The 25633-nt window shown below is 71.0% G+C and carries 21 protein-coding genes; 4 read left to right on the top strand and 17 right to left on the bottom strand.

Annotated elements, in window-relative coordinates; genetic code table 11:
* Positions 1-11 precede the first annotated feature (11 nt).
* The 9 genes from lepB (K4G64_RS03175) to K4G64_RS03135 all read right to left on the bottom strand — a co-directional run bounded on the left by lepB (K4G64_RS03175) (position 12) and on the right by K4G64_RS03135 (position 6235).
* Positions 12-971 (bottom strand): signal peptidase I, encoded by a 960-nt coding sequence (lepB, locus tag K4G64_RS03175; protein ID WP_221754467.1) that lies wholly within the window; start codon positions 969-971, stop codon positions 12-14.
* Entirely contained in the window at positions 859-1953 is a 1095-nt protein-coding gene (lepB, locus tag K4G64_RS03170; protein WP_221754466.1) for a signal peptidase I, read from the bottom strand. Before lepB (K4G64_RS03170) ends, lepB (K4G64_RS03175) begins: the two co-directional genes overlap by 113 nt.
* Entirely contained in the window at positions 1946-2671 is a 726-nt protein-coding gene (lepB, locus tag K4G64_RS03165; RefSeq protein ID WP_221754465.1) for a signal peptidase I, read from the bottom strand. The genes lepB (K4G64_RS03170) and lepB (K4G64_RS03165) overlap by 8 nt, the downstream gene beginning before the upstream one ends.
* A gap of 45 nt (positions 2672-2716) precedes the next feature.
* The gene (gene rplS / locus K4G64_RS03160; RefSeq protein ID WP_030852073.1) at positions 2717-3067 is read right to left on the bottom strand and encodes a 50S ribosomal protein L19; all 351 of its coding nucleotides are present in this window, start codon (positions 3065-3067) and stop codon (positions 2717-2719) included.
* A 136-nt stretch (positions 3068-3203) separates the two neighbouring features.
* Positions 3204-4037, bottom strand: coding sequence for a tRNA (guanosine(37)-N1)-methyltransferase TrmD (trmD, locus tag K4G64_RS03155; RefSeq protein WP_221754464.1), 834 nt, complete (start codon positions 4035-4037; stop codon positions 3204-3206).
* A complete protein-coding gene (rimM, locus tag K4G64_RS03150) occupies positions 4037-4597 on the bottom strand; it encodes a ribosome maturation factor RimM (RefSeq protein WP_221754463.1) in 561 nt (186 codons plus the stop codon). Before rimM ends, trmD begins: the two co-directional genes overlap by 1 nt.
* Positions 4598-4679: 82 nt before the next feature.
* Positions 4680-4919 (bottom strand): RNA-binding protein, encoded by a 240-nt coding sequence (locus K4G64_RS03145; RefSeq protein ID WP_003973401.1) that lies wholly within the window; start codon positions 4917-4919, stop codon positions 4680-4682.
* Positions 4920-4921: 2 nt separating this feature from the next.
* Complete coding sequence (gene rpsP / locus K4G64_RS03140) at positions 4922-5338, bottom strand: 30S ribosomal protein S16 (RefSeq protein WP_030852064.1); 417 nt, start codon at positions 5336-5338, stop codon at positions 4922-4924.
* 294 nt (positions 5339-5632) lie between these two features.
* Positions 5633-6235, bottom strand: a complete 603-nt coding sequence (locus K4G64_RS03135; RefSeq protein WP_184908477.1) for a hypothetical protein — start codon at positions 6233-6235, stop codon at positions 5633-5635.
* A gap of 558 nt (positions 6236-6793) precedes the next feature.
* On the opposite strand from K4G64_RS03135, the gene K4G64_RS03130 reads away from it, so the two are divergent.
* Positions 6794-7648 carry a class I SAM-dependent methyltransferase gene (locus K4G64_RS03130; protein ID WP_221754462.1) on the top strand — a complete coding sequence of 285 codons (855 nt, stop codon included), beginning with the start codon at positions 6794-6796 and terminating at the stop codon, positions 7646-7648.
* Between the two features lie 136 nt (positions 7649-7784).
* On the top strand, positions 7785-8387 hold the full coding sequence (locus K4G64_RS03125) for a hypothetical protein (protein ID WP_221754461.1): 603 nt from the start codon (positions 7785-7787) through the stop codon (positions 8385-8387).
* Positions 8388-8470: 83 nt separating this feature from the next.
* Here the strand turns inward: K4G64_RS03125 and ffh are convergent, their stop codons facing one another.
* The 5 genes from ffh to K4G64_RS03100 form a co-directional block, all read right to left on the bottom strand.
* Positions 8471-10021 (bottom strand): signal recognition particle protein, encoded by a 1551-nt coding sequence (gene ffh, locus K4G64_RS03120; protein WP_221754460.1) that lies wholly within the window; start codon positions 10019-10021, stop codon positions 8471-8473.
* 81 nt (positions 10022-10102) lie between these two features.
* On the bottom strand, positions 10103-12550 hold the full coding sequence (locus tag K4G64_RS03115; RefSeq protein ID WP_221754459.1) for a [protein-PII] uridylyltransferase: 2448 nt from the start codon (positions 12548-12550) through the stop codon (positions 10103-10105).
* Positions 12551-12588: 38 nt separating this feature from the next.
* Positions 12589-12927: a P-II family nitrogen regulator gene (locus tag K4G64_RS03110; protein ID WP_215206978.1), complete on the bottom strand. Its 339-nt coding sequence runs from the start codon at positions 12925-12927 to the stop codon at positions 12589-12591.
* Positions 12924-14267 (bottom strand): ammonium transporter, encoded by a 1344-nt coding sequence (locus tag K4G64_RS03105; protein ID WP_221754458.1) that lies wholly within the window; start codon positions 14265-14267, stop codon positions 12924-12926. The genes K4G64_RS03110 and K4G64_RS03105 overlap by 4 nt, the downstream gene beginning before the upstream one ends.
* Before the next feature lie 338 nt (positions 14268-14605).
* Positions 14606-16102: a hypothetical protein gene (locus K4G64_RS03100; protein WP_221754457.1), complete on the bottom strand. Its 1497-nt coding sequence runs from the start codon at positions 16100-16102 to the stop codon at positions 14606-14608.
* A 445-nt stretch (positions 16103-16547) separates the two neighbouring features.
* Here K4G64_RS03100 and K4G64_RS03095 point away from each other — a divergent pair, with 445 nt between their 5' ends.
* Positions 16548-17213 carry a bifunctional DNA primase/polymerase gene (locus tag K4G64_RS03095; protein ID WP_221754456.1) on the top strand — a complete coding sequence of 222 codons (666 nt, stop codon included), beginning with the start codon at positions 16548-16550 and terminating at the stop codon, positions 17211-17213.
* A gap of 173 nt (positions 17214-17386) precedes the next feature.
* Here K4G64_RS03095 and ftsY read toward each other — a convergent pair whose 3' ends face one another.
* Complete coding sequence (gene ftsY, locus K4G64_RS03090; RefSeq protein WP_189594217.1) at positions 17387-18586, bottom strand: signal recognition particle-docking protein FtsY; 1200 nt, start codon at positions 18584-18586, stop codon at positions 17387-17389.
* Positions 18587-18736: 150 nt separating this feature from the next.
* Here ftsY and K4G64_RS03085 point away from each other — a divergent pair, with 150 nt between their 5' ends.
* A complete protein-coding gene (locus K4G64_RS03085) occupies positions 18737-19708 on the top strand; it encodes an LLM class flavin-dependent oxidoreductase (protein ID WP_221754455.1) in 972 nt (323 codons plus the stop codon).
* 544 nt (positions 19709-20252) lie between these two features.
* Here K4G64_RS03085 and K4G64_RS03080 read toward each other — a convergent pair.
* Together K4G64_RS03080 and smc are read right to left on the bottom strand one after the other, a co-directional pair.
* Complete coding sequence (locus K4G64_RS03080) at positions 20253-21671, bottom strand: sugar porter family MFS transporter (RefSeq protein WP_221754454.1); 1419 nt, start codon at positions 21669-21671, stop codon at positions 20253-20255.
* Between the two features lie 222 nt (positions 21672-21893).
* Entirely contained in the window at positions 21894-25499 is a 3606-nt protein-coding gene (smc, locus tag K4G64_RS03075) for a chromosome segregation protein SMC (RefSeq protein ID WP_221754453.1), read from the bottom strand.
* Positions 25500-25633 lie beyond the last annotated feature (134 nt).

Genomic DNA, 25633 nt, shown 5'->3' with positions numbered 1-25633 from the left:
CACGGCCGGGATCACTGCTTCCTGCGACGCCACCACACCACCGGCACCACACCGGCCAGTGCCAGGCCCTGCGGCGCGGCCGGCAGGCCCGCGGCGGCCTGCTGGTCGCTCAGCCCGGGCTGGTCGAAGGTGTCCGGGACCGGCAGCGTCCCCCAGCGGTCGATCGGCCAGGCCTTCACGATGGCGCGTCCGACGACCTCCTCGACCGGGACCATGCCGTGGTACTTCTCGGCCTGGTTGTAGCGCGAGTCACGCGAGTTCTGCCGGTGGTCGCCCATGACCCAGATGTAACCCTGCGGCACCTTGACCTTGAACTGGCCGCCCTGGTCGTCGTTCGAGCAGGGCGTGTTGCCGGGGTAGACGTACGGCTCGTTCAGTGCCTTGCTGTTGACCTTCAGCGGGCCGGTGCCCTTGCACTCGACCGTGTCGCCGCCGACCCCGATCACCCGCTTGATCAGGTCCTTCTCCTCCACCGACGGCATCAGGCCGATCCAGCTGAGGAAGGTCTGCAGCGCGTTGGGGTCGGGCGTCGGCTCGCCCCTGAGCCAGTTGCCGGGGTCGTGGAAGACGACGACCTCGCCGCGCTCGGGCTCGGAGCCGAACCAGGGGGTGAGCTTGTCGACCAGGACGCGGTCACCCTGCTGGAGGGTGTTCTGCATCGAGTCGGAGGGGATGGAGAAGGCCTGCACCAGGAAGGTCTTGATCAGCAGCGCCAGCACCAGCGCGATACCGATCAGGATCGGCAGCTCCTTCCAGAAGGAGCGCGGCTTCTTCGATGTCCGGGCCGTGCCGCCCGGCCCCTGGTCCTCGGCTGTCGTGTGCTCGCCCGTCATCCTGTCGTCCTCGGCCGTCCCGGAGTCACTCCCGGGGGTCACGGCGCTGTCCGCGGCCGGGACGGCGGATTCCGCGGGGCGTCCGCGATGCTCCTCGCCGTCGTGTCCGGACCGTGCGCCGACCGCCACATCCCCCACGCCAACTCCTCACTCTGTGCCGCCGCCTGCCCCACACACGGCGCAGGCCCACCACTCCCATAACGAGCGGGAGTTCCGCAGGAGTCGGGAGTTGGATCGTCTCGTTCGAATCGTAGGAGGCAACCCTATGCGACAGTTCGGGAGCTGCGGTCGACCCAGGGGCCGCGTCGGACACGGAAGCGTAGGTATTCGGTTCCTCCAGCATGTTCCAGTGTCCGAAGGGCCAGGCGATGACCATGGCGCGGCCCACCACCTCGCTCTCGGAGACCGTGCCCCCGTAGTCGGTGTCCTGGTGGGCGCGGGAGTCGGCGGAGTTGTTCCGGTGGTCGCCCATCACCCACAACCGCCCCTGCGGGACCGTGATGTCGAACGGCGTGTCGGACGGGGCGGCGCCGGGATACAGGTAGTCCTCGACCAGCGGGACGCCGTTGACGGTCACGCGCCCCTGCGTGTCGCAGCACTTGACGCGGTCGCCGCCGACACCGACGACACGCTTGATGAGGTCCTTCTCGTTCTCGGACGGCAACAGGCCGATGAAGGTGAGCCCTTCCTTGACCTGCTTGATGACGACGGGGTCCGACTTCTGCGTGGTGGGCTGCTCGTCCTGGAGCCAGCCGCCCGGGTCCTTGAACACGACGACGTCCCCGCGCTGCGGCTTCGAGCCGAACCACGGGGTGAGCTTGTCGACCAGGACGCGGTCGCCGATCTGGATCGTCTGCTCCATGGAGCCGGACGGGATGACGAAGGCCTGGACGAGGAACGTCTTCAGCACCAGCGCTATCAGGACGGCGACGCCCACGAGGAGCGGTATCTCCTTGACGGCACTGCGCCTGCGACGCCGCTTGACCCTGCGCTGCAGCTTGCGGCGCTCGGCACGCGTACGGCCGCTTCCCGACGGGCCGGCGGCGCGCCGGACACCGGTGGGCAGCAGGTTCTCCGCCGGTCCCGCTGGGACGCCGCGCGGTTTGCCGCGGTTACCCATGGGCGCCCGCCCTTCCGGGGGCGGGCACGCGCGCGTAGGCGTCGGGGCGCCGCAACCCGGTGGCGTGACCGAAGGGCCAGATGATCCAGTCGGCTCGGCCGATCACGTCGCCGACGGGGATCATGCCGCCGCCCGGCGAGCCGAGGTGGTCGCGGGAGTCGCTGGAGTCGCCGCGGTGGTCGCCGAGGACGAAGAGGGTGCCGCGGGGCACGACGACGTCGAAGGGCACCGCGGACGCGCTGTCGCCGGGGTACAGGAAGCCCGACTCGTCGACCGGCCGGCCGTTCACCTGGATTCTCCCCTCCCTGTCGCAGCAGACCACGTGGTCTCCCCCCACGCCGACAACGCGTTTGACGTAGTCCGCGTGCCCGAAGTACCCGGTCCCGTCGAACACGACGATGTCTCCCCGCCGCGGCGCGGCACCGAAACGGTACGCCAACTTATTTACGAGAACCCGGTCCCCGATCCTCAAAGCCCGCTCCATGGATCCGCTGGGGATCTGGAACGGGCGCACCACGAACGTGCTGAGCAACAGCAGGAACAACAGGCAGACCAGCAGGGTGAGAGTGATCCGGCCGCCCGGGACGTGGGCACTGAGGCGCGAGACCAACGCGAAACGCGACCGGTCCTCCGGCCCTGCGGGTTCCGAGGTCGTTGTCTCGGAGCCGGAAGGGCGGGAGGAGCGGTCGCGTTCCGTCGGCTGTGCTTCGGTGTCCATCGGAGCCAGATGCTATCCGGCCCCGACCTGAACCCCGGAGAGCGCTCAGTTCTCGCGCTTCTCCTTGATCTTCGCGGCCTTGCCGCGCAGCTCGCGCAGGTAGTACAGCTTGGCGCGGCGGACGTCACCCTTGGTGACGAGCTCGATCTTCTCCACGATCGGGGTGTGCACCGGGAAGGTGCGCTCGACGCCGACGGAGAAGGAGACCTTGCGGACCGTGAAGGTCTCGCGCACGCCGGAGCCCTGGCGACGGATCACAACGCCCTTGAACTGCTGCACACGGGAGCGGTTGCCCTCGATGACGCGGACGTGGACGTTGACGGTGTCGCCCGGACGGAAGGCGGGGACGTCGCTGCGCAGCGACGCGGAGTCGACGGTGTCGAGCAGGTGAGACATTTCGTCTGCTTTCCTCGCTGATGCCACAGGTCATCAACGGAAACTAGGTGTTTCGGGATCAGGTGTGTGCGGGTCGGGGCGGACGTCGTCTCCCCCTGTGGCAGGGGCGCACGCCGGACGGACGCACAACAGCTCGCTATTCTTCCACGCCGTCGGTCCTGCGCCAAAATCGGCCGTACGGCTCCCCCGCCGGGTCGGGTGCCCAGCCCAGGATGGAGAGCATCTCGCGATCCTTCTTGTCGAAGGCCTTGGGGTCGCACCGCTCGATGAGGTCGGGCCGGTGCGCGGTCGTGCGCTTCAGGGCTTCGTCTCGGCGCCAGCGGGCGATCTTGCCGTGGTGGCCGCTGAGCAGCACCTCGGGGATGTCCCGGCCGCGCCACTCGGGCGGCTTGGTGTAGACGGGCCCCTCCAGCAGGTTCGCCATGGCGCCGGGCGCGAAGGAGTCGTCGCGGTGGGACTCGGCGTTGCCCAGGACCCCGGGCAGCAGCCGCGCCACGGCCTCCGTGACGACGAGGACGGCCGCCTCGCCCCCGGCCAGGACGTAGTCGCCGATGGACACCTCGTAGACCGGCATCCGGGTCGCGTACTCGTCGACGACGCGGCGGTCGATGCCCTCGTAGCGGGCCGGGGTGAAGATCAGCCAGGGCCGCTCGGAGAGCTGGACGGCGAGTTCCTGGGTGAAGGGGCGGCCGCTGGGGGTGGGGACGATGAGGGCGGGCGCCCGGGCGCCCGTCTCGTAGCCGTCGGCCAGGACGGAGTCCAGAGCGTCACCCCACGGGTCGGTCTTCATGACCATGCCGGGGCCGCCGCCGTACGGGGTGTCGTCGACGGTGTTGTGCCGGTCGTAGGTCCACGAACGCAGGTCGTGGACGTGCACGTTCAGCTGTCCACGCGCGCGTGCCTTGCCGACGAGGGAGACGTTCAGCGGTTCCAGGTACTCGGGGAAGATCGTGACGACGTCGAGGCGCATTACGACTCTTCCTCGCCGGAGGCATCGTCCCGGCTGGAGGCGATCTCGGCGCGGTCGTCGATCAGGCCCGGCGGGGGGTCGATGACGGCCTTCTGCTCCTCGAGGTCGATCTCGGTGACGATCTCCTCGACGAAGGGGATCATCACCTCGCTGCCGTCGGGGCGTTCGACGATGAACAGGTCCTGCGAGGGCAGGTGGGAGATCTCCGTGATACGGCCGACCTCGGTGCCGTCCGCGGTGACCACGTCGAGATCCATGAGCTGGTGGTCGTAGTACTCGTCGTCGCCCTCGGGCAGTTCCTCCGGGTCGATCTCGGCGATCAGGAGGGTGTTGCGCAGGGCCTCCGCGCCACTGCGGTCGCTGACGCCCTCGAAGCGCAGCAGGAGACGGCCGCTGTGGACGCGACCGGTCTCGATGGTGAGCGGTCCCGCGCCGGCGGGATCGGTGGTGAGTACGGCGCCGGGGCCCAGCCTCAGCTCCGGCTCGTCGGTCCGTACCTCGACGGTGACCTCACCCTTGATGCCATGGGCACGGCCGATCCGTGCGACTACCAGCTGCACGTGTGCAATCTCCTGTCATACGACTGCGGGCCGGGGACGGCCCTCAGGCCTTCCCCGGCCCGAGCCGGTTGCGCGATAAGCGTCAGCGGACGTGGTCCACGTCGACGAGGTCGACGCGGACGCCGCGACCGCCGATGGCGCCCACGACGGTGCGCAGGGCGCGTGCGGTGCGGCCGTTGCGGCCGATCACCTTGCCGAGGTCGTCCGGGTGGACCCGGACCTCGAGCACGCGACCGCGGCGCAGGTTGCGCGAGGCGACCTGCACATCGTCAGGGTTGTCGACGATGCCCTTCACGAGGTGCTCGAGAGCCTCCTCGAGCATGCTCAGGCCTCGGTCGAAGCGGACTCGGCGGCCTCGTCCTTCTTCTCGGCCTTCTTCTTCTGGGTGATCGCCTCACCCTTGCCCTCGTCGTCGCCGCCGATGGCCTCGAACGACGGGCGCGCGGCCTTCTCCGGCTGCGTCAGCAGCGGAGCCGGGGCGGGCTCGCCCTTGAACTTCTGCCAGTCGCCGGTCTTCTTGAGGATGGCCATCACGGGCTCGGTCGGCTGGGCGCCGACACCGAGCCAGTACGCCACACGCTCGGCGTCGACCTCGATCACCGACGGGTTGTACGTCGGGTGGTACTTGCCGATCTCCTCGATGGCCCGGCCGTCACGGCGGGTACGGGAGTCGGCGACGACGATGCGGTAGTGAGGCGAACGGATCTTGCCCAGACGCTTCAGCTTGATCTTGACTGCCACGGGAGTGGGTTCTCCTGGTTTTGACGTGGTTGGGCACGGCGGAAATGCCGCGTGGGGATTTGCGGTACCCGAGTGCCCGATGGACGCGTCAGCCGGAGGCGAGAGGGTTCCTGTGCGACTGTCGAGTACAGCTAGCCATTGTGCCACACCCGGCGGGTCGCTCCGGGCCCGGGTCCGGAGCCGCTGTGCGGGCATGCCGAGAGCGCACCCGGCGCGGGTGGGGCGCGTCGGGTGCGCGTCACGGCCCGAGCCCTGCGCCACGGACCGGCAGCCACGAGATGCCGGTGCGGGACGTCAGCTCGCTGCGGCTCCCACGACGTCCGGGATCCGGAACGGCTTGCCGCAGCCGCCGCAGACGATGGGGGCCTGGGCGAGGACCGACGGGACGACGCGGACGTTGCGGCCGCAGTCACAGACGGCCTTGACGCGTACGCCGCCACCGGAGGAGCCGTGCCGGGCGGCCGGCCCCCGGAAGGTGCGGGAGGTGTCGGAGGAGGTCGCGGCGGTGTGTGCCTTCAGGGCGCGCTGGAGACGCTCCATCGTCGGGCGGTAGCGCCGCTTCGCCTCGGGGGTGAGCGTGACCAGGGAGAAGCCGCTGCTGGGATGCGGTTCCTCGGGGTGGTCCAGGCCCAGCTCCTCGGCGATCGCGAGGAATCTGCGGTTGTGGTAGCGGCCGGCACGGGAGGTGTCGCGGACGCCGCGCGAGGCGGCGATGCCATGGACTGCCTCATGGAGCAGTCGCTCGAAGGAGAGCTCGTGACCGCACGCGGACGACGACTCCCCGATCAGGGACTCTGGCGCGGCAAGGTCGGGCAGCTCGGGGTGGTACCGCTGAATATCGGCCCACGCCTGTGCCAGCTCTGCGGCGAGTACAGGTGGTGTCTGTGTCGTGCTCACGTAATGACAACGAGCCGGGGTGCCCCAGTGTTCCGATTCCGGGGCATCCCAAATAATTTGCACGTACCCGTCAGTTGCCTCTGATGCGTCCCGACGAGGGCGGGTGCGCAAATCTGTGGATAAGCCTCACAGCTCACCACAAGGTGGTGCGTAGTCCCGCGTACGCCCCGGCGCGTACGGCCTGTTCGCGCGCCGGTTCGGCGGGAGTCCGCTGATGCGCAAGAGGTGTTTCGGTCGCCTCGCGCCCCACAGGGCAGGCGCCTGCCTCACTCAGTCAGCGCGTGCGACGACCGCGACGTTACCGGGTACGCCGTCGGCGCCCGGCACCGACCCGTCCTCGGCCACGGACGGTGGACGATCATGCGAGATCACCGGCCCAGGTTGCCGGAATGTGAAATCTCGCCATAGGCACATGACAACTCATAAGCCCTGCCGCATTCCACTGGACGACACGTCGAGGGGGGAGTTTCCTGGCATACGGGGGTAGTGCGAGCGCACTGTCACGGGGGCCATGGAATCGGGCAAGAGGCAACTCTCGGCGGATTGGGGCGCTTACTTATGACACCTACGCTCGTGCGGCAGCACCTGCCTCACGCGGGGGCCGTACCCCGCGTGGACCTGCGTGCACGCGCGCGTGACTGGTCCGAGATCCAGGAGCGGATGCTCGTACCGCTCTACGAGGCCGTCTACGAGCGACTGGAAGTGGGTCCCGCCACGCGGCTGCTCGGCCTCGGCTGCGGTTCCGGGCTCTCCCTGCTGATGGCCGCCGCCCGGGGAGCGACGGTCACCGGTGTCGACATCTCCCCCGAAAGAATGGCCCTGGCGCGGGAGCGGCTGCTGCCCGAGACGCCGGGTACGCGTGCGCGGCCGGACATCCGGCTGGTCGACGGCTCGCCCCGGGACACCGCGGTGCCGGGCGCTTCCGGATACACCCTGGTGACGGCCTTCGAGCCGATCGGGTGCCTCGCGGGCGACTCCGAGGGCCTGGGCGGGCTGCTCGCGGAGGCGGCACCGCTCGCCCAGCGCGGTGCGGCCGTGGTGCTGGCCGGCTGGGGTCCGCCGGAGCGGTGTGCCACGGCGTCCGTGATGCGGGTGGCCACGAAACTGGCGGAGCCGCTGCGCCATTCGGGCAGCTGGCGTCCGGCCTGCCGCGACGACCTGGAGGACGTCGCCCAGCGGGCCGGTCTCAGGCCGGACGGGTCGGGGCGGGTGGCGTGCCCCTTCGGGTACGCCGACGTGGACAGCGCGGTACGCGGCCTGAAATCGACGGGACTGTTCGACGCGGCGATGACGGCGACGGACCAGGTGCAGGTGGACAAGGAGCTGACCGAGGCCCTGCATCCGCACCAGCGGCAGGACGGGACGGTGTGGATGCCGAACGTGTTCCGGTACCTGATCGCCCGGACACCCTGACGAACGCGTTTCCGATGCAGGTGTGAACAGTGTGAAGAAGGCACCACGAGGTGCCTTTGGTTTCACCAAGTGGATCATGAGCGCCTATGGTGATCCACCACTCGGGGGACCTACACATCTGCATACAGGAGCTGCTGTGCCGCACCACCAGACCGCGCTGCGCCTCGTCGCGCCCGTCGCCGTCCTCGCTCTCACGCTCACCGCCTGCGGAGGCGGCGACGACACCGCCGACGCGAAGAGCACGGGCACCGCCCGGGCGAAGGCCTCACAGACGCCGGAGCCCACCTCCGGCGGCGAGATGGGGACCGGCGAGAGCGCGACGGGCAAGGTCACGGAGGAGCCGGGCGAGGTCACCTACCAGGTGCTGGCGCAGAAGGTCGACGTGGGCACCGAGGCGGAGGCGGCGAAGGCCGTCTCGGAGCCCGACAAGGTCAAGGGCAAGCTGCTGGCCGTCGCTCACCTGAAGTACACGCACACGAGCGGGCCCGCCCTCACCGACGGTTCCGATGCGCACGACGGCACCACGGTCTTCGCCGACGGGCAGCGCGGCACCGTCCTCATCGGCGCCTCCGAGGACGCGGCGGGCTGCGAGGACCCGTACGACGTCGACAGCTGGAAGCAGGGCGAGAGCCATGTCTTCTGCGAGACGTACGTGATCCCGGCGAACGCCAAGAGCATCGAGGTCCACTGGGCCGAGGAGGACGGCGAGCCGTACATCTGGAAGTTCCCGAACGGCTGACCTGCGAGCCGCCTGCTGACGACTGAGGGCGCCCCCTCCGGACAGGAAGGGGCGCCCTCGGCGCGGTTCGACAGGACCGGACGTCAGCCCATGAACTTCTTGAACTCGTCGGGGAGTTCGAAGTCCTTGCCACCCTGCTGCGGCAGTCCGAAGGCGCTGCCGCCCTCGGCCGCGGCGGCCCGGCGGGCGGCCTCCTCCTGCTCCTGCTGCTTGCGCTTCATCGGGTTGCCGGAGCGCTGCTTGCCCTTGGCCTTCTTCGGCTGCTTCTTGGTGCGGCCGGGGCCACCGCCCATGCCGGGCATCCCCGGCATCCCGGGCATCCCGCCGCCCTGGGCCATGCGGGACATCATCTTGCGGGCCTCGAAGAACCGCTCGACCAGGTTCTTGACCGCGCTGACCTCGACGCCGGAACCCCGGGCGATACGGGCGCGGCGCGAGCCGTTGATGATCGTCGGCTCCTGGCGCTCGGCCGGGGTCATCGACTTGATGATGGCGGCCGTGCGGTCGACGTCCCGCTCGTCCAGGTTGTTGATCTGGTCCTTCATCTGACCCATGCCCGGGAGCATGCCAAGCAGCTTGGAGATGGAGCCCATCTTGCGGACCTGCTCCATCTGGGCCAGGAAGTCGTCCAGGGTGAAGTCCTGGCCCTTCTTGGACGCCAGCTTGGAGGCCATCTTCTCGGCCTCTTCCTGGCTGAACGTCTTCTCCGCCTGCTCGATCAGGGTGAGGAGGTCACCCATGTCGAGGATGCGGGAGGCCATCCGGTCAGGGTGGAACGCGTCGAAGTCGTCGAGCTTCTCGCCGTTCGACGCGAACATGATCGGCTTGCCGGTGATCTGCCGGATCGACAGGGCGGCACCACCACGGGCGTCACCGTCGAGCTTGGAGAGCACCACGCCGTCGAAGCCGACGCCGTCGCGGAAGGCCTCGGCCGTGTTGACGGCGTCCTGGCCGATCATCGCGTCGACGACGAACAGGATCTCGTCCGGGGAGACGGCGTCGCGGATGTCCGCGGCCTGCTGCATCATCTCCTGGTCGATGCCGAGACGGCCGGCGGTGTCCACGATCACGATGTCGTGGACCTTGGACTTGGCGTGCTCGATGGAGTCCTTGGCGACCTTGACCGGGTCGCCGACGCCGTTGCCCGGCTCGGGGGCGTAGACCGCGACACCGGCGCGCTCGGCGACGACGCTCAGCTGGTTGACCGCGTTCGGGCGCTGGAGGTCGGCGGCGACCAGCAGCGGCGAGTGGCCCTGCTCCTTGAGCCAGCGGCCGAGCTTGCCCGCGAGGGTGGTCTTACCGGCACCCTGCAGACCCGCCAGCATGATCACGGTGGGCGGCTGCTTGGCGAAGCGCAGACGCCGGGTCTCGCCGCCGAGGATGGTGACGAGCTCGTCGTTGACGATCTTGAGGACCTGCTGGGCGGGGTTCAGCGCCTTGCTGACCTCGGCGCCGAGGGCGCGCTCCTTGACGTTCTTGATGAACGTCCGGACGACGGGAAGCGCCACGTCCGCCTCGAGGAGCGCGATCCGGATCTCGCGCGCCGTGGCGTCGATGTCCGCCTCGGAGAGCCGTCCCTTGCCGCGCAGGTTCTTGAAGGTCGCTGAGAGGCGATCGGAAAGAGTATCGAACACGGCGCTCGCGGTCCTCAGGGTTGGTGGCTACAGGGAATCGCCCTCCAGGGTATCCCGGCGTGACAAGTCGCCGGGTCGGCCTCACCCACGCAGTGTCTCCTCCAGCTTCCGCGCCACCGACGCCGCCTCGTCCCCGGGCAGCGGCGCGCCCTCCGGGCCTGTCACGTAAAAGGCGTCGACGGCGTTGGCGCCGAGGGTCGAGACATGGGCGCTGCGCACCCGGACGCCGGCGTCCTCCAGGGCCCGCCCGATGCGGTACAGCAGGCCGGGGGCGTCCTGGGAGCGGACCTCGATGACCGTGGCCAGCCGGGAGGCGGCCGGGTGGACGGACACCCGGGCCGCGGGGGCGACCACGCCCCGGCGGCGCGGATAGGCCGCGTCCCGTTCGGCGAGGCGGCCGGCGACGTCCAGGGAACCGTCGAGCGCCCGGACCAGGTCCGAGCGCAGCCGGGCGGCCTGCGGCAGCGAGCCGTACTCGGCGGCGACCCGCCAGTCCAGCAGCAGCACGGAGCCGTCGACGCCGTCGGGGAGGGTCAGGGAGCGCAGCTCGGCGGTGCGGACGGTCAGCCGGTGCATGGCGAGGACACCGGCCACCGCGGGCAGCACCCCGGGCTGGTCGGGTACGGCGATGAGCAGCTCCACACCCAGCGGCTCGGGCTCGCCGGACGGCTCCTGACCGGCGGACGGCTCGGTCTGCGCCCGCAGCGACAGCACCGGGCTGCCCGTCGCCGCCGCCTCCAGGGCGAGCCGCTCCTGCTCGGCGGTCGGCGCGGCCTCCTCAGGTTCGTCCGGGGCGTCGCCCGCGAGCACCGCCGAAACCCGTTTGACCAGGTCGGCGACGAGCGAGCCGCGCCAGGACGACCAGGCGGCAGGGCCGGTCGCGAGCGCGTCGGCCTCGGTGAGCGCGTGCAGCAGCTCCAGGGTGCCCTGGGAGCCGACGGCCTCGGCGACGGAGCGCACGGTGGCCGGGTCCTCCAGGTCGCGCCGGGTGGCGGTGTCGACGAGCAGGAGGTGGTGGCGTACGAGGGTGGCGACGACGGTCACGTCATGGTGGTCGAAGCCGATCCGGGCGGCGACGTCCTTGGCGATGATCTCGCCGGCCACGGAGTGGTCGCCGGGCCAGCCCTTGCCGATGTCGTGCAGCAGCGCGGCGACCAGCAGCAGGTCGGGGCGGCTGACCCGGCGGGTGAACTCGGAGGCGCGCACCGCGGTCTCGATCAGGTGCCGGTCGACGGTCCACAGGTGTACGGCGTTGCGCTGCGGGCGGCAGCGGACCCGTTCCCAGTCGGGCAGCAGCCGGGTGATCAGCCCCTCGGCCTCCAGCGCCTCCCACACCTCGATGGTGGGGCGCCCCGAGCCGAGCAGGGTGACGAGCTGTTCGCGTGCCTCGGCGGGCCATGGGGTGGGCACCGGTCGCACGGTGGCGGCCAGGCGCCGTACGGCGTGCAGCGAGAGCGGGAGTCCGGCCTGCGCGGCGGCGGCCGCGGCGCGCAACGGCAGCACGGGGTCGCGCTCGGGGCGCGCGGCGCGGGCGAGCACCACCTCGCCGTCCTGTTCCACCACGCCCTCGGCCAGCGGGGAACGCTCGCCGGGCGGTTTCCCGCCGCCCAGCATGGCGCGCAGCCGGGGCCGCACGGCGCGTGAGCGCAGGACGCGCCCCACCTCGCGCCAGGTGACGTCGCTGGCGTACGAGACGAGCCGCGCCGCCTCGTAGACCTGCCGCAGCAGGGTGTCCGCGTCGAGCAGGCCGAGTTCGGCGGCCACCTGGTCCTGCTCCTGGAGGGCGAGCCGGTCGGTGGCGCGCCCGGTGGTCAGGTGCAGGGCGTCCCGGACGTCGAGGAGCCGGCGCCGGGCGTCGGCGAGGCCCTCGCGCGGGGCGTCGGCGAGCCAGGAGGCGGCGACGGCGCGCAGGGCGGTGGCGTCCCGCAGCCCGCCGCGGGCCTCCTTCAGGTCGGGTTCCAGCAGGTACTGCAACTCGCCCTGGCGCTCGGCGCGTTCGGCGCACAGTTCCTGGAGTTCGGGGAGGCGCTTGGGCGCCTGGTTGCGCCAGTCGGCCAGGACGGCCGTGCGCAGCGACGCGGTGAGGCCGAGGTCGCCGGCGATGTGCCGGGCGTCCAGCAGGCCGAGCTGCACCTTGAGGTCCTCAGCAGCGGTCTTGCGAGCCTCGGCAGGGGTGCGGACCGAGTGGTCGAGGTCCAGGCCCAGGTCCCAGACGGGGTACCAGAGCCGGTCGGCGAGGGCCGCGACCGCCTTGGTGTCGCCTCCGTCGTGCAGCAGGAGCAGGTCGAGGTCGCTGCGCGGGGACAGCTCGCCCCGTCCGTAGCCGCCGACGGCGACGAGGGAGGCTCCGCGCAGCCCCTCGGCGCCCGCGGCGAACAGGCCGGTGAGCCACTCGTCCGTGAGGTCGGCCAGAGCCGCACGGCGCGGCGGCCCGGACCGCGTCCCCTCGGTGAGGAGACGCAGCCGGGCCGCCGCGTAGCCGCTGGGTCCCGAGTCCTCTGCTTCCTTCTGCACGTCCGTACCCGTCACCCAGTGGCTCCTGTTCCGTTCGTCTGCTCAGCGGGCCTTCAGAGCGCGTCGGGACCGCGCTCGCCGGTCCTGACCCGTACGGCCGTCTCGACCGGAATCGACCAGACCTTGCCGTCACCGATCTTGCCGGTGCGGGCCGCCTTGACCACCACGTCGATCAGCTGCTCGGCGTCGTCGTCCTCGACCAGGACCTCGATGCGGATCTTGGGGACCAGGTCGACGGTGTACTCGGCACCGCGGTAGACCTCGGTGTGGCCCCTCTGCCGACCGTAGCCGCTGGCCTCGGTGACCGTCAGGCCCTGTACTCCGAAGGCCTGCAGGGCCTCCTTGATCTCGTCGAGCCGGTGCGGCTTCACGACGGCGGTGATGAGCTTCATGCGTCCACCTTCTTGCTCTCGGCGCCGCCCACGGCGGCCGCGGCTGCGGCGGTCCTGGCGGCACCGCCACCGGCGCCGCTGAAGTCGTATGCGGTCTCGGCGTGCTCGGCCTGGTCGATGCCGGCGATCTCGTCGTCCTCGGGGACCCGCATGCCCATGGTCTTGTCGAGGATGAAGGCGAGGACCGCGGAGACGACGAGGGAGTAGGCCAGCACCGCGAAGACACCGGCGCACTGCTTCCAGAACTGGGTCAGGCCGCCGCCGTAGAAGAGGCCCTCGACGGTGGACTGGCCCTTGCCGCTGGCGAAGAGGCCGATCAGCAGGGAGCCGGCGACACCGCCGACGAGGTGGACGCCGACGACGTCGAGGGAGTCGTCGTAGCCGAACTTGTACTTCAGGCCGACGGCCATGGCGCACAGCACACCGGCGATGGCGCCGACCGCGATCGCGCCGAGCGGGGTGACCGCTCCGCCGGCCGGGGTGATGGCGACCAGGCCCGCGACGGCGCCGGAGGCGGCACCGAGCGTGGTGAACGCGCCGTGCCGGATCTTCTCGTAGATGAGCCAGGCCAGCATGGCGGCGGCCGTGGCGACCTGCGTGTTGACGAACATCAGCGCGCCCACGCCGTCGTCGTTGCCGAGCCAGGAGCCGGCGTTGAAGCCGAACCAGCCGAACCACAGCAGACCGGCGCCGAGCATGACCAGCGGCAGGCTGTGCGGGCGCATCGGGTCCTTCTTGAAGCCGACGCGCTTGCCGATGACGAGGATCACCCCGAGCGCCGCGGCACCCGCGTTGATGTGCACCGCCGTACCACCGGCGAAGTCGATGACGCCCAGCTCGAAGGCCCAGCCGCCGGCGCCCCAGACCCAGTGCGCGACCGGGAAGTAGACGACCGTGGCCCACAGGGCGATGAACAGCGCCCAGGCGCTGAACTTCACGCGGTCCGCGAGGGCGCCGCTGATCAGGGCGGGCGTGATGATCGCGAACATCAGCTGGAAGACCAGGAACACGAAGACCGGGATGGTGTAGCCGGGCCACAGCTCCGTCAGGCCGATGTTGCCGAGGCCGACCCAGTCGGAGTTCCAGCCGATGATGCTGCCGGAGTCGGTGCCGAACGCCATGGAGAAGCCGTACAGCACCCACAGGATGGTGACGATCCCGAGGCTGATGAAGCTCATCATCAGCATGTTGAGGGTGCTCTTGACGCGGACCATGCCTCCGTAGAAGAAGGCAAGACCCGGGGTCATGAGCATCACCAGGGCGGAACAGATGAGCATGAACCCTGTGTTCGCGGCAGAGAGCTTGGGAGCCTCTGCGGCAAGGGTGATGGCTGGTGCCATCGGCGTCTCCTCGTCATGTGTACGGCCCCGTGCGGGCGAAGCCTCGAGCGGATTGAGGGGCGGGCCGGTTATGCGCCACGAGATTGGCGCAGCGCGGTTTCGGTCGAGGCCCCTCGTTGTTTCGCGACCGTGACGAAGGCGCGTTCTGTGTTACGCGTCGATGAACTGCCGGATTGCGGACGATCTGATCGTTATCGTGGCGCAACCTTCGGCTTTCGGACAGCCGGGGGCAACACAGACCGGCCGCGGTCGGCCTTCCGATGACCTGGCATGGGGGAGCCGAGTCGGGCAGTTCGGGAGGGCCGGCCGCGGCCGGGGTTCTGGGGTGGTGCGGCTTGTCAGACCGCCTCGGCGGTCTCGGGCAGTTCTGCGGAGAGCCGCTCGGTGAGGTCGACGACCTCGCCCAGGTCGCCGAAATCGCGGGCGGCGGTGTCGACCGTCTTGCGGATGCGGGTGTTCACCCGCTCGGAGCGGACCTTCTTGGCGACCTGCATGGCCTCGGTGGCGAAGACCGTGCTCCGCTCGGGCTCGCGCTGGAGGAGGTGGACCGTGGCCATGCCGATCAGGTTCAGCGCGTAGGAGCGCTGGTGCTCGTCGTCCTCGGCGAAGAGCTCGACCGCCCGGTTCATCAACGGCTCGGCCAGCGAGGCGTAGGTGGGGCTGCGCCCGGCGACGTAGGCCAGATCGCGGTAGGAGTGGGAGTTCTCGCCGTACAGCTCGGCCTCGGAGAAGAAGCGGATCCAGTCGGGGTCCGGCTCGTCCCACTCGTCGGCCTCGGAGAAGGTGTCCTCGGCCATCCGGACCGCCCGCTTGCACTTGCCGGGCTGCCCCATGTTCGCGTAGGCGCGGGCCTCCATCGCATACAGCATCGACTGGGTGCGCGGGCTCGCGCAGTCCCGGCTGCCGTACTGCGCGAGGTGGATCAGCTCCAGCGCGTCGTCGGGCCGGCCGAGGTGGATCATCTGGCGGCTCATGCTGGACAGCACGTAGGAGCCGAGGGGCCGGTCGCCCGCCTCCTTGGCGGCGTGCAGCGCGAGGACGAAGTACTTCTGCGCGGTCGGCTGGAGCCCGATGTCGTACGACATCCAGCCGGCCAGTTCGGCGAGTTCGGCGGCGACCTTGAACAGGCGGCGGGTGGTGGACTCCGGCTGGGGCTCCTGGAGGAGGTCGGTCACCTCGTGCAGCTGCCCGACGACCGCCTTGCGGCGCAGGCCGCCGCCGCACTGGGCGTCCCACTGCCGGAACATCACCGTCGTGGACTCCAGGAGGTCCAGCTCCGGCTTGGAGAGGCGGCCGCGGGCGCGTCCGGAGCCGCCCGCGGGCTCGGGTGCGGTTCTCGGGGCCGCGGGCGAGGGGACGAGCCAGCGCTGCATGGGCTCGATGAGGGCCGGGCCCGCAGACAGCACCAGCGAACTCCCGAGGAAGCCGCGCCGCGCCAGCATCAGGTCGCTGCGCGAGAACTCGCTGAGCAGGGCCACCGTCTGCGGGCCCGTCCAGGGCAGGTCGACGCCGGTCGCGGAGGGCGACTGGCGCGCGGTACGCAGCCCCAGGTCCTCGACGGAGACGACGACGCCGAAACGCTCCGAGAACAGCTCGGACAGGATCCTGGGGATCGGCTCGCGGGGGTTCTCGCCGTCGAGCCAGCGGCGCACGCGCGAGGTGTCCGTGGAGATGTGGTTGGCGCCCAACTGGCGTGCCCTGCGGTTGACCTGGCGGGCGAGCTCGCCCTTGGACCAGCCGCTGCGCGCGAACCAGGAGGTGAGCAGCTCGTTCGGGCGCTTGTCAGCGTGCGTCGCGCCCGCAGCGTTCGTTCCGCTTCCGCCGTTGCCGCTCACTGGAACGCCCCCATCCCTGAGACCACTTGTCGCCGAGTGCGCCAAGCCCTATCAGCATGCCGGTTCATACCGCCGTCCGTCCGGCCCTTGTCACCCTTCGAACGGAATGACGACTTGCCTCCGGCATACCCACGAGCGCATGTGCCCCCAGGACTCGTGCACACAAAGTAATCCTACGATCACCCGTCCAGCCACGGCTCATACGGAAACGCCACCATTCGCCACCCCTTCGAATGAACTCACGTACGGCTACGCGCGATTCACTTGACACAGCACGACCAGGAGCGGGTGCAGCGATGCATTCGGGGGCGCGCGTCGTCGGGCACGCCACCCTGGGCACATCCGGGCGCTGAATGAACCGACCACCGCCGGGAAGGCGGAAACGGAGAGTCACGCATCGCGTCCGCAGCGTAACCACCGCTGCGTCGGACCCGTTGGAGGGGGCATGGGCTTCACGATCGGCATCAGCCGGGGCATGCGCGACATCCGGACCGGATCACGCCGCCGCAGCCGTACGTCGGACGGCACGGCGGTGGCCGAGTACACCGGACTGTGGGGCTGGGACGTGGTGCCGGGCGCCCGGGCATCGGCGGGCGCCTGTTCCTGCGGCCATGACGACTGCCCGGCGCCGGGCGCGCACCCGCTGGACTTCGCGCCGGTACTCACGGCCGGGGCGACGCTGGACGACGTGACGCGGGCGTGGGGCGAGTTCCCCGGCGCCTCGATGATGCTGCCGGTCGGCCGGGCGTTCGACGTCATCGAGGTGGCCGAGCCCGCCGGCCGCCGCGCGCTGGCCCGGCTGGAGCGCATGGGCCTGCCCGTCGGCCCGGTCGCGGCGACCCCGGACGGCCGCGCCCACTTCTTCGTCGCCCCCGGCGCCGCCGCCGATCTGCCGGGGCTGCTGTACCGCATGGGCTGGGACGACCCGGACTCCCTCGACCTGCGCGGCCTCGGCCCGGGCGCGCACATCACGGCGCCGCCCTCCGACCGCGGCGGTCTCGGCCCGGTGCGCTGGCTCCGCTCCCCCGCCCTGGACTCCGCGTCCCGCCCGCCGGAGGCCCGTCTGGTGCTGGGCACGCTGGCGTACGTGGCCCATCGGTCGCGGGCCTAGCCTCGGCACACGCGCGTACGGCTCGGACGGAGACACACAGACGCGCACGGCTCAGACGCACACGGCGAAGCGCCCGACCCCGACCGGATCCCGGGGGGCGGGCGCTTCGCCGTGCGTGTACGACTTTCGTGCGTGTACGACTTTCGTGGGTGAGTCCTCGGTGGGTGCCGAGCTCACTCTCCGATAAGGGCGTCAACGAACGCCTCCGGCTCGAACGGCGCCAGGTCGTCCGCGCCCTCGCCGAGCCCGATGAGCTTGACCGGGACGCCCAGCTCGCGCTGGACCGCGACCACGATGCCGCCCTTGGCCGTGCCGTCCAGCTTGGTCAGCACGATGCCAGTGATGTCGACGACCTCGGAGAAGACCCGGGCCTGCACCAGGCCGTTCTGGCCGGTGGTGGCGTCCAGGACGAGCAGCACCTCGTCGACCGGGGCATGCTTCTCCACGACCCGCTTGACCTTGCCGAGCTCGTCCATGAGGCCGGTCTTCGTGTGCAGGCGGCCGGCGGTGTCGATGAGCACGACGTTCGCGCCCATCTCCTTGCCCTCCTTGACCGCGTCGAAGGCGACGGACGCCGGGTCGCCGGCCTCCGGCCCGCGCACGGTGTGGGCACCGACGCGCTCGCCCCAGGTCTGGAGCTGGTCGGCGGCGGCGGCACGGAAGGTGTCGGCGGCGCCGAGGACGACGCTCTGGCCGTCGGCCACCAGGACGCGGGCGAGCTTGCCGGTGGTGGTGGTCTTGCCGGTGCCGTTGACGCCGACGACCATCACGATGCCCGGCTTGCGGTCCTCCGGCTCGGTCTTGACCGCGCGGTCCATGTCGCGGCCGACCAGCGTGATCAGTTCCTCGCGCAGCAGGGTGCGCAGTTCCTCGGGGGTGCGGGTGCCGAGCACCTTCACGCGCTCGCGCAGCCGCTCGACCAGTTCCTGGGTGGGCTGCACGCCGACGTCGGCGGTGAGCAGCGTGTCCTCGATCTCCTCCCAGGTGTCCTCGTCCAGGTGCTCGCGCGACAGCAGGGTGAGCAGCCCCTTGCCGAGGGCGTTCTGTGAGCGGGAGAGCCGGGTCCGCAGCCGGACCAGGCGGCCGGCGGTGGGTTCCGGGATCTCGATCTCGGGAGCTTCGGCGGGCGGCTCCTCGACTACGACCGGAGCCGAGCCGTCCGGGAGATCCACCTCCTCTATCGTGCGCCGCGGTTCCTCCCGCGGCGTCTCGGCCTCGTCGCCGACGTGCGGCTCGGCCGGTGGGGCGGTGATGTCGGGCGCTGCGGGCGGGGGCGGGGGCAGCTGCTTCTTGCGCCGGCTGCCGACGATGAGCCCGCCGAGCGCGCCGAGCACGACCACGGCGATGACTACAGCAAGGATGACGATGTCCATAACGCGTCCAGTATCAGTCATGGGACCCCGGGTCACCCTGCTCGCACCGCGCCGGAGGGCCGGGCGCCGCCGGATCTCCACACCCCTGGATGTCTGACTCATCGTCAGCTAACGTCCCCCGGACACCCGCCGGTGGAGGGAGACGCCCCCATGCCCGTCACGGTCGCACGCTTCAACCTCGTCGCTCCCGGGGCGAGCCCCGCCGAGCTCGGTGCCCGGTACCGGGCGGCCCTGGAGATGGCCGCGTACGCCGACGACCGGGGCGTGAGCACCGTGCAGACGGAGGAGCACCACGGGGCGGACAACAACTGGCTGCCGTCGCCGTTCGCCTTCGCGGGGGCCGTCTTCGGCGCCACCCGGCGGGTCGCGGTCACCGTCTCGGCGATCATCGGCCCGCTGCACGACCCGCTGCGGCTGGCCGAGGAGATCGCCGTGCTGGACCTGCTGAGCCACGGCCGGCTGGTGACGGTCGCCGGGATCGGGTACCGGCCGGAGGAGTACGACCTCTTCGGCGTGGACTTCGCCCGGCGCGGCACGCTCCAGGACGAGCTGCTGGAGACCCTGCTGAAGGCGTGGACCGGCGAGCCCTTCCCCTACCGCGGCCGCACCGTCCGCATCACCCCGCGCCCCTTCACCGACCCGCATCCGCTGCTCCTGGTGGGCGGCTCTTCACGGGCCGCCGCCCGCCGCGCCGCCCGCCTCGGCCTGCCCTTCTTCCCCAGCGCGCACCTGCCGGAGCTGGAGGCGTACTACAAGGAACTGCTGGTCGAGTACGGCACCGAGGGCTGGGTGATGATGCCCGCCGCCGAGACGCCCCTGCTGCATGTGACCGAGGACCCGGACCGGGCCTGGGCGCGGTACGGGCAGCACTTCCTGCACGAGGCTCGGACCTACGCCTCCTGGCAGTCGGGCAAGGTGCGCTCGGCGGTGAAGTCGGGCGCGACGACGGTCGAGGACCTGCGTGCGGAGGGCGTGTACCGGATCCTCACCCCGGACGCGTGCGTGACCCTCGGGCTGGATTCCTACGTCCTGCATCCGCTGGCGGGTGGGATGCCGGTGGAGGAGGGGTGGCGGAGTCTGCAGCTGTTCTGCGAGCAGGTGCTGCCGCGGCTGGGGAGCTGACGAGCCGCGGATATCCGGTGGTCGGCCGCTGCTCCATGGTGATCCACTGGTGCCGTGACCCTCTCGGTCGATGTGTTCCTGCGCGAGCCGGACGGACAGCGGCGGATCCTCGACGTCCCCGAGGGGCGTGACGACTCGGCCGGGTTCGAGTCCTGGCGTCGCACGGTGTGGGGATCGGAGCCGGTATGTGCGCTGGGCGCCCGGTTCCTGCCGGTGCCGGCCGACGACGACCTGACGATCGAGGCCGAGGAGGTCGCGGAGTTCCCGCCCGAGGTGGCGGTGCTGCGCGATCACCTCGACGCGATCGCCGAGAACACGTGGCGACCGCGAGGACTCGCCGAGCACCGGGCGGGGCTGGTGCGGCGGCTGCGGAACCTGGAGGTGGCCCGCCCTGCACGCCCGGCTGATCGAGGGCGGCGTCCTGATCTGGTGAGACGACAGACCGCCGCCCCGGCTCGGGCAGTGGCCGAACCGGGGCGACGGCGGGTTACGGGGAGAGGGGCAGCGGGGACTTTGGCCCTTCCCCCCGAGTCTCGGGACGGGCCTAGCCCATCTCCTCCAGGGCCTTGCCCTTCGTCTCCTTGACGAACTTCAGGACGAACGGGATCGAGAGCGCGGCGAACGCGGTGTAGATCACGTACGTCGCGGAGAGGTTCCAGTCGGCCAGCGACGGGAAGCTCGCGGTGATGGCCCAGTTGGCGATCCACTGTGCGGCGGCGGCCACGCCCAGCGCGGCGGCACGGATCCGGTTGGGGAACATCTCGCCGAGCATGACCCAGACGACCACACCCCAGGACAGGGCGAAGAAGAGGACGAAGAGGTGCGCGGCGATCAGGGCGATCCAGCCCTGCGCGGCCGGCAGCTTGCCGTCGACGAGGTGGTATGAGAACGCCCAGGCCTCCAGCGCCAGACCGACGACCATGCCGACCGAGCCGATGATCGCGAGCGGCCTGCGTCCGATGCGGTCGACGAAGATCATCGCGATGACGGTGCCGACGATGTTGATGATCGACGTGGTGAAGGAGTAGAAGAACGAGTCCGCGGGGTCGACACCGACGGACTGCCACAGCGTCGAGGAGTAGTAGAAGGCGACGTTGATGCCGACGAACTGCTGGAAGACCGACAGGCCGATGCCGACCCAGACGATCGGCTTGAAGAAGAAGCTGCCGCCGAGCAGGTCCTTGAAGCTGGACTTGTGCTCGCTCTTCATGGCGCCCTCGATCTCGGCGACACGGGCGTCGAGGTCGACGTCCTTGCCCTCGACCTCGGCGAGGATCTCCCGGGCGCGCTCGTGCTTGCCGACGGAGATGAGGAAGCGCGGGGACTCGGGGATGGCGAAGGAGAGCAGCCCGTAGAGGACGGCCGGGACGACCATGACGCCGAGCATGACCTGCCAGGCCTCCAGGCCCATCAGCTTGCCGCGCTGGTCACCGTCGGCGGCGTTCAGCAGGCCCCAGTTGACCAGCTGCGACACGGCGATGCCGATGACGATCGCGGCCTGCTGGAAGGAGCCGAGCCGGCCGCGGTAGGCGGGCGGGGCGACCTCGGCGATGTAGGCCGGGCCGATCACGGAGGCCATGCCGATGGCGAAGCCGCCGACGACGCGCCAGAAGGCGAGGTCCCACAGGGCGAAGGGCAGCGCCGAGCCGACGGCGCTGACGGTGAAGAGGACCGCGGCGATCTGCATGCACCGGATACGGCCGATGCGGTCGGCTATGCGGCCGGCGGTGGCTGCGCCGACGGCGCAGCCGATGAGGGCGATGGCGATGACCTGGGCGAGGGCCGCGGAGCCGACGTCGTAGCGGTCGCGGATGGCCTCGACTGCGCCGTTGATCACGGAGCTGTCGTAGCCGAAGAGGAAACCGCCCATCGCGGCCGCCGCCGCGATGAAGATGACGTGCCCGAGATGATCGGGGTGAGCCGTCCTGGCTCCTGACTGGGGTGCCTGCGCTGTGCTGGTCACGTGTACTCCTCGGGCCACCGGCAACGCTGCCGGAGGGAATCAGCCCTTCGAGGTCCACCTGAAGGTACCTGAAGGTAAAAGGAACGTTGCAGAGACTATGCCTTCAAGTTTCGAAGTCAATAGGCCAGTCACTCTGGATCTGAGGCAGGAGTGTGGGGGCTATGTGTTCAAGTGTTGAAGTAGTGAAGACCCGCAGGTGAGACAGGTGTAGACCACACGCATCTAGCGGAGGCGCTGGCTGATGACCTTCGACACACCGTCGCCCTGCATGGAGACGCCGTAGAGGGCGTCGGCGACCTCCATCGTGCGCTTCTGGTGGGTGATCACGATCAGCTGGGAGGCCTCCTGGAGCTCCTGCATGATCCGGATCAGCCGCTGGAGGTTGGTGTCGTCGAGGGCGGCCTCGACCTCGTCCATGACGTAGAACGGGCTGGGCCGCGCCTTGAAGATCGACACGAGCATCGCCACCGCGGTCAGCGACCGCTCCCCGCCCGAGAGCAGCGACAGCCGCTTGACCTTCTTGCCCGGCGGACGCGCCTCGACGTCCACGCCCGTGGTGAGCATGTTGTCGGGGTCGGTCAGGATCAGCCGCCCCTCGCCACCGGGGAACAGCCGGCTGAAGACGCCCTCGAACTCCCGGGCCGTGTCACGAAAGGCCTCGGTGAAGACCTGCTCGACGCGCTCGTCGACCTCCTTCACCACCTGCAGGAGGTCCGCCCGCGTCTTCTTCAGATCCTCGAGCTGCTCGCTGAGGAACTGGTGGCGCTCCTCCAGCGCCGCGAACTCCTCCAGGGCGAGCGGGTTCACCTTGCCGAGCTGCTGATAGGCACGCTCGGCTGCCTTGAGGCGCTTCTCCTGCTCGGCCCGGACATACGGCCGGGGCCGGTTGCGCGGATGCTCCGGGTCCTCCGGCAGCTCCTCGCCCTCGGCGGGGGGCGAGGGCGACACGAGCTGGTGCGGTCCGTACTCCGCCACCAGTCCGGCCGGTTCGACACCCAGCTCCTCCAGCGCCTTGGTCTCCAGCTGCTCGATGCGCAGCCGCTTCTCGGCGCCGAGTACCTCGCCGCGGTGGACCGAATCCGTCAACTTGTCGAGCTCGGCCTTGAGATCGCGCCCCTCGGTGCGGGCGCGGGCGAGTTCCTGCTCCCGGCGGGCCTTCGCGGCCTCGGCGGCGGTGCGTTCCTCGTCGGCGCGGGCCAGGGAGACCTCGACGTGCGCGAGCAGCTGCCGCGCGCCCGAGCCGACGGCCTCGGCGACGGCCGCCTCGTGCCGCAGCCGGGCCCGCCGCTGTTCGGCACGCGCGCGTGCCTCGCGTTCGGCGCGGGCGGCCCGGTCGAGCGAGTCGGCCCGGCCGGCCAGCCCCTTGACCCGTTCCTCGTGCGTACGGGCCTGGAGGCGGGCCTCCATCTCGGTCTGGCGGGCGTTGGCACCGTCGGCGGCGAGCCGGTCCCGGACGGAGGTGTCGGGCTCCTCCTCGATCGGCATCTCCTCGGCGACGGCGAGCCGCTCGGCGAGTTCCTCGACCTCTTCGAGCGCCCGGTCGAGGGCCTCCTGGGCCCGGGCCGCTGCGGCGGTGGACCGCTCGGCCTCCCCCGCCGCGCCCCGCGCCTGTCCGGCGAGGCGGCCGAGCTGCTGGGCGACGGCCGACTTCTCCCGGTCGGCGGCCCGTCGCCGCTCCCCCAGCTCCTCGACCAGGGCGGCGGCTTCCTTTCGCCGCTCGACGGCGGCGTGCTGGGCCTCGGTCAGCTCCTCGCAGCGCACCGCCAGCTCTTCCAGCTCGGCGGCGGCCTCGTCCACGGAGGCCTGGACCTCGAGGAGGCTGGGGGCGCCGGCGGAGCCGCCGTGAGCGAAGTGGGCGCCGAGGAGGTCGCCTTCGGCGGTGACCGCGGTGAGGTCGGGGTGGGCGTAGACGAGGTCCTCGGCGTCTTCGAGGGTGCTGACGACGACGATGCCGTGCAGCAGCCGTCGGACGGCCGGCATGAGGTCGGAGGGGCCGCGTACCAGGTCTGCGGCGTAGGTGTGGCGGGCGTCTGCGGGGCCGTTGTGGCCGGTCGCGCCCACGTGGCGGCAGCCGCTTGTCGGACACAGCCCCTCGCCCCTGAGGGCGTCTTCTCCGGCCAGGAGCAGCGTGGCCCGGCCGCCGTCCTGCTTGCGCAGCAGCCGGATCGCGTCGGCCGCCGAGGCCGGGGTCGTGACGGCGATCGCGTCCGCCGCCGCTCCGAACGCGGCGGCGACGGCGACCTCATGGCCAGAGGTCACCGTCAGCAGTTCCGCCGCCGGGCCGAGCAGGCCGGAGAGGCGGTCCTTCGCCGCGAGCAGTATTCCGGTGCCGTCCTTGCGGCGCAGGCCGAGGGCCAGGGTTTCGTGCCGGGCCTGGGTGGCGGCGCGCCCCCGTTCCGCCGCCGTGGCGGCCTCGCGGGCGGCCGTGAGGGCGGCCTCGGCCTCGGAGAGCTGCTGCTTCGCGGCCTCGTGCTGTTCGGCGAGGTCGGCGTCGCCGGCGTCGAGGCCGTCCACCTCTGCCTGGAGAGCTTCGTACTCCTCCCGGGCGGCGACGGCACGTTCCTGCGCCTGGTCGCGGGCGGCGGCCAGGCGCTCGATCTCGGCCTGGGCGGAGGCAGCGCGGGAGCGGGCGGCGTTGACCTGGCCGCTGAGCCGGGCCAGGCCCTCGCGCCGGTCGGCGATGGCGCGGGCGGCGTCCTTCAGACGCCGTTCCTCCTGGGTCAGGGCGCGTTCCAGCTCGGCGCGGTGGGCGACCGTGTCCTCCAGGGCGCGTTCGGCCGCCTCCAGGGCCGCCTCCAGCTCGGCCTCCTGCTCGCGGATGCGGGCGGCCTCGCGCTCCATGTCCTCGGGGTCGCGTCCGCGCCGCTCCTCGGGGGGCGCGGAGGTGGCGCTCTTCACCCGGGCGTCGGCCAGCGAGATCGTGCCGCGCACCCGTTCGGCGAGCTGGGAGAGCTCGTACCAGGTCTGCTGGGCGCGCTGGAGCCTCGGCGTGAGCTGCCGGACCTCGTCCTCCAGGAGGGCCTCGCGCTGTTGTGCCTTGCGCAGGTCCTGCTCGGCGGACTCCTTGCGCGCCTTCAGCGCGGCCTCGTCGGCGACCTCGGCCTTGAGGGCCTCCCGGAGCCGTACGAGGTCGTCGGCCAGCAGGCGCAGGCGGGCGTCGCGCAGGTCGGCCTGGATGACGGCGGCCCGGCGGGCGACGGCGGCCTGGCGGCCGAGGGGCTTGAGCTGGCGTCTGAGCTCGTCGGTGAGGTCCTGCACGCGCGCGAGGTTGGCCTGCATCGCGTCCAGCTTGCGCAGCGCCTTCTCCTTGCGCTTGCGGTGCTTGAGGACGCCGGCGGCCTCCTCGATGAAGGCGCGGCGGCCCATGGGATCGGCGTGGAGCACGGAGTCGAGCTGGCCCTGCCCGACGATCACGTGCATCTCCCGGCCGATGCCGGAGTCGGAGAGGAGGTCCTGGATGTCGAGGAGGCGGCAGGTGTCGCCGTTGATCTGGTACTCGCTGCCGCCGTTGCGGAACATGATCCGCGTGATGGTGACCTCGGCGTACTCGATGGGCAGGGCCCCGTCGGAGTTGTCGATGGTCAGGGACACCTCGGCGCGGCCCAGCGGGGGGCGGCCGGTGGTGCCGGCGAAGATGACGTCCTCCATCTTGCCGCCGCGCAGCGACTTGGCGCCCTGCTCGCCCATGACCCAGCTGAGCGCGTCGACGACGTTGGACTTGCCCGAGCCGTTCGGTCCGACGACGCACGTGATCCCCGGCTCGAACCGGAGGGTGGTCGCCGAGGCGAACGACTTGAACCCGCGGAGGGTCAGGGCCTTGAGGTGCACGCCGCCGGACTCTACCGCCCGGGTTGGTCTCACTCCATGAACCCACGGTTTCGCCGTTGAACGGGCAGGGCACATCAGACGTTAAAGACGGTGAAAGGATGCGGGGGCAAGAAAGAAGGGACGCCGACAGGGCG

The organism is Streptomyces sp. WAC04114 (assembly GCF_019733245.1).
In the GTDB taxonomy this organism is placed as follows: domain Bacteria; phylum Actinomycetota; class Actinomycetes; order Streptomycetales; family Streptomycetaceae; genus Streptomyces; species Streptomyces massasporeus_A.
This window is presented reverse-complemented; position numbering and strand designations above follow the sequence as displayed.

Excerpts from the sequence above, each read along its gene's own strand:
- lepB (WP_221754466.1), bottom strand. The coding sequence starts at position 1,953 with ATGGGTAACCGCGGCAAACCGCGCGGCGTCCCAGCGGGACCGGCGGAG.
- lepB (WP_221754465.1), bottom strand. The coding sequence starts at position 2,671 with ATGGACACCGAAGCACAGCCGACGGAACGCGACCGCTCCTCCCGCCCT.
- rplS (WP_030852073.1), bottom strand. The coding sequence starts at position 3,067 with ATGTCTCACCTGCTCGACACCGTCGACTCCGCGTCGCTGCGCAGCGAC.
- trmD (WP_221754464.1), bottom strand. The coding sequence starts at position 4,037 with ATGCGCCTCGACGTCGTCACGATCTTCCCCGAGTACCTGGAACCGCTG.
- K4G64_RS03145 (WP_003973401.1), bottom strand. The coding sequence starts at position 4,919 with ATGCTCGAGGAGGCTCTCGAGCACCTCGTGAAGGGCATCGTCGACAAC.
- K4G64_RS03130 (WP_221754462.1), top strand. The coding sequence starts at position 6,794 with ATGACACCTACGCTCGTGCGGCAGCACCTGCCTCACGCGGGGGCCGTA.
- K4G64_RS03110 (WP_215206978.1), bottom strand. The coding sequence starts at position 12,927 with ATGAAGCTCATCACCGCCGTCGTGAAGCCGCACCGGCTCGACGAGATC.
- K4G64_RS03105 (WP_221754458.1), bottom strand. The coding sequence starts at position 14,267 with ATGGCACCAGCCATCACCCTTGCCGCAGAGGCTCCCAAGCTCTCTGCC.
- K4G64_RS03095 (WP_221754456.1), top strand. The coding sequence starts at position 16,548 with ATGGGCTTCACGATCGGCATCAGCCGGGGCATGCGCGACATCCGGACC.
- ftsY (WP_189594217.1), bottom strand. The coding sequence starts at position 18,586 with ATGGACATCGTCATCCTTGCTGTAGTCATCGCCGTGGTCGTGCTCGGC.
- K4G64_RS03085 (WP_221754455.1), top strand. The coding sequence starts at position 18,737 with ATGCCCGTCACGGTCGCACGCTTCAACCTCGTCGCTCCCGGGGCGAGC.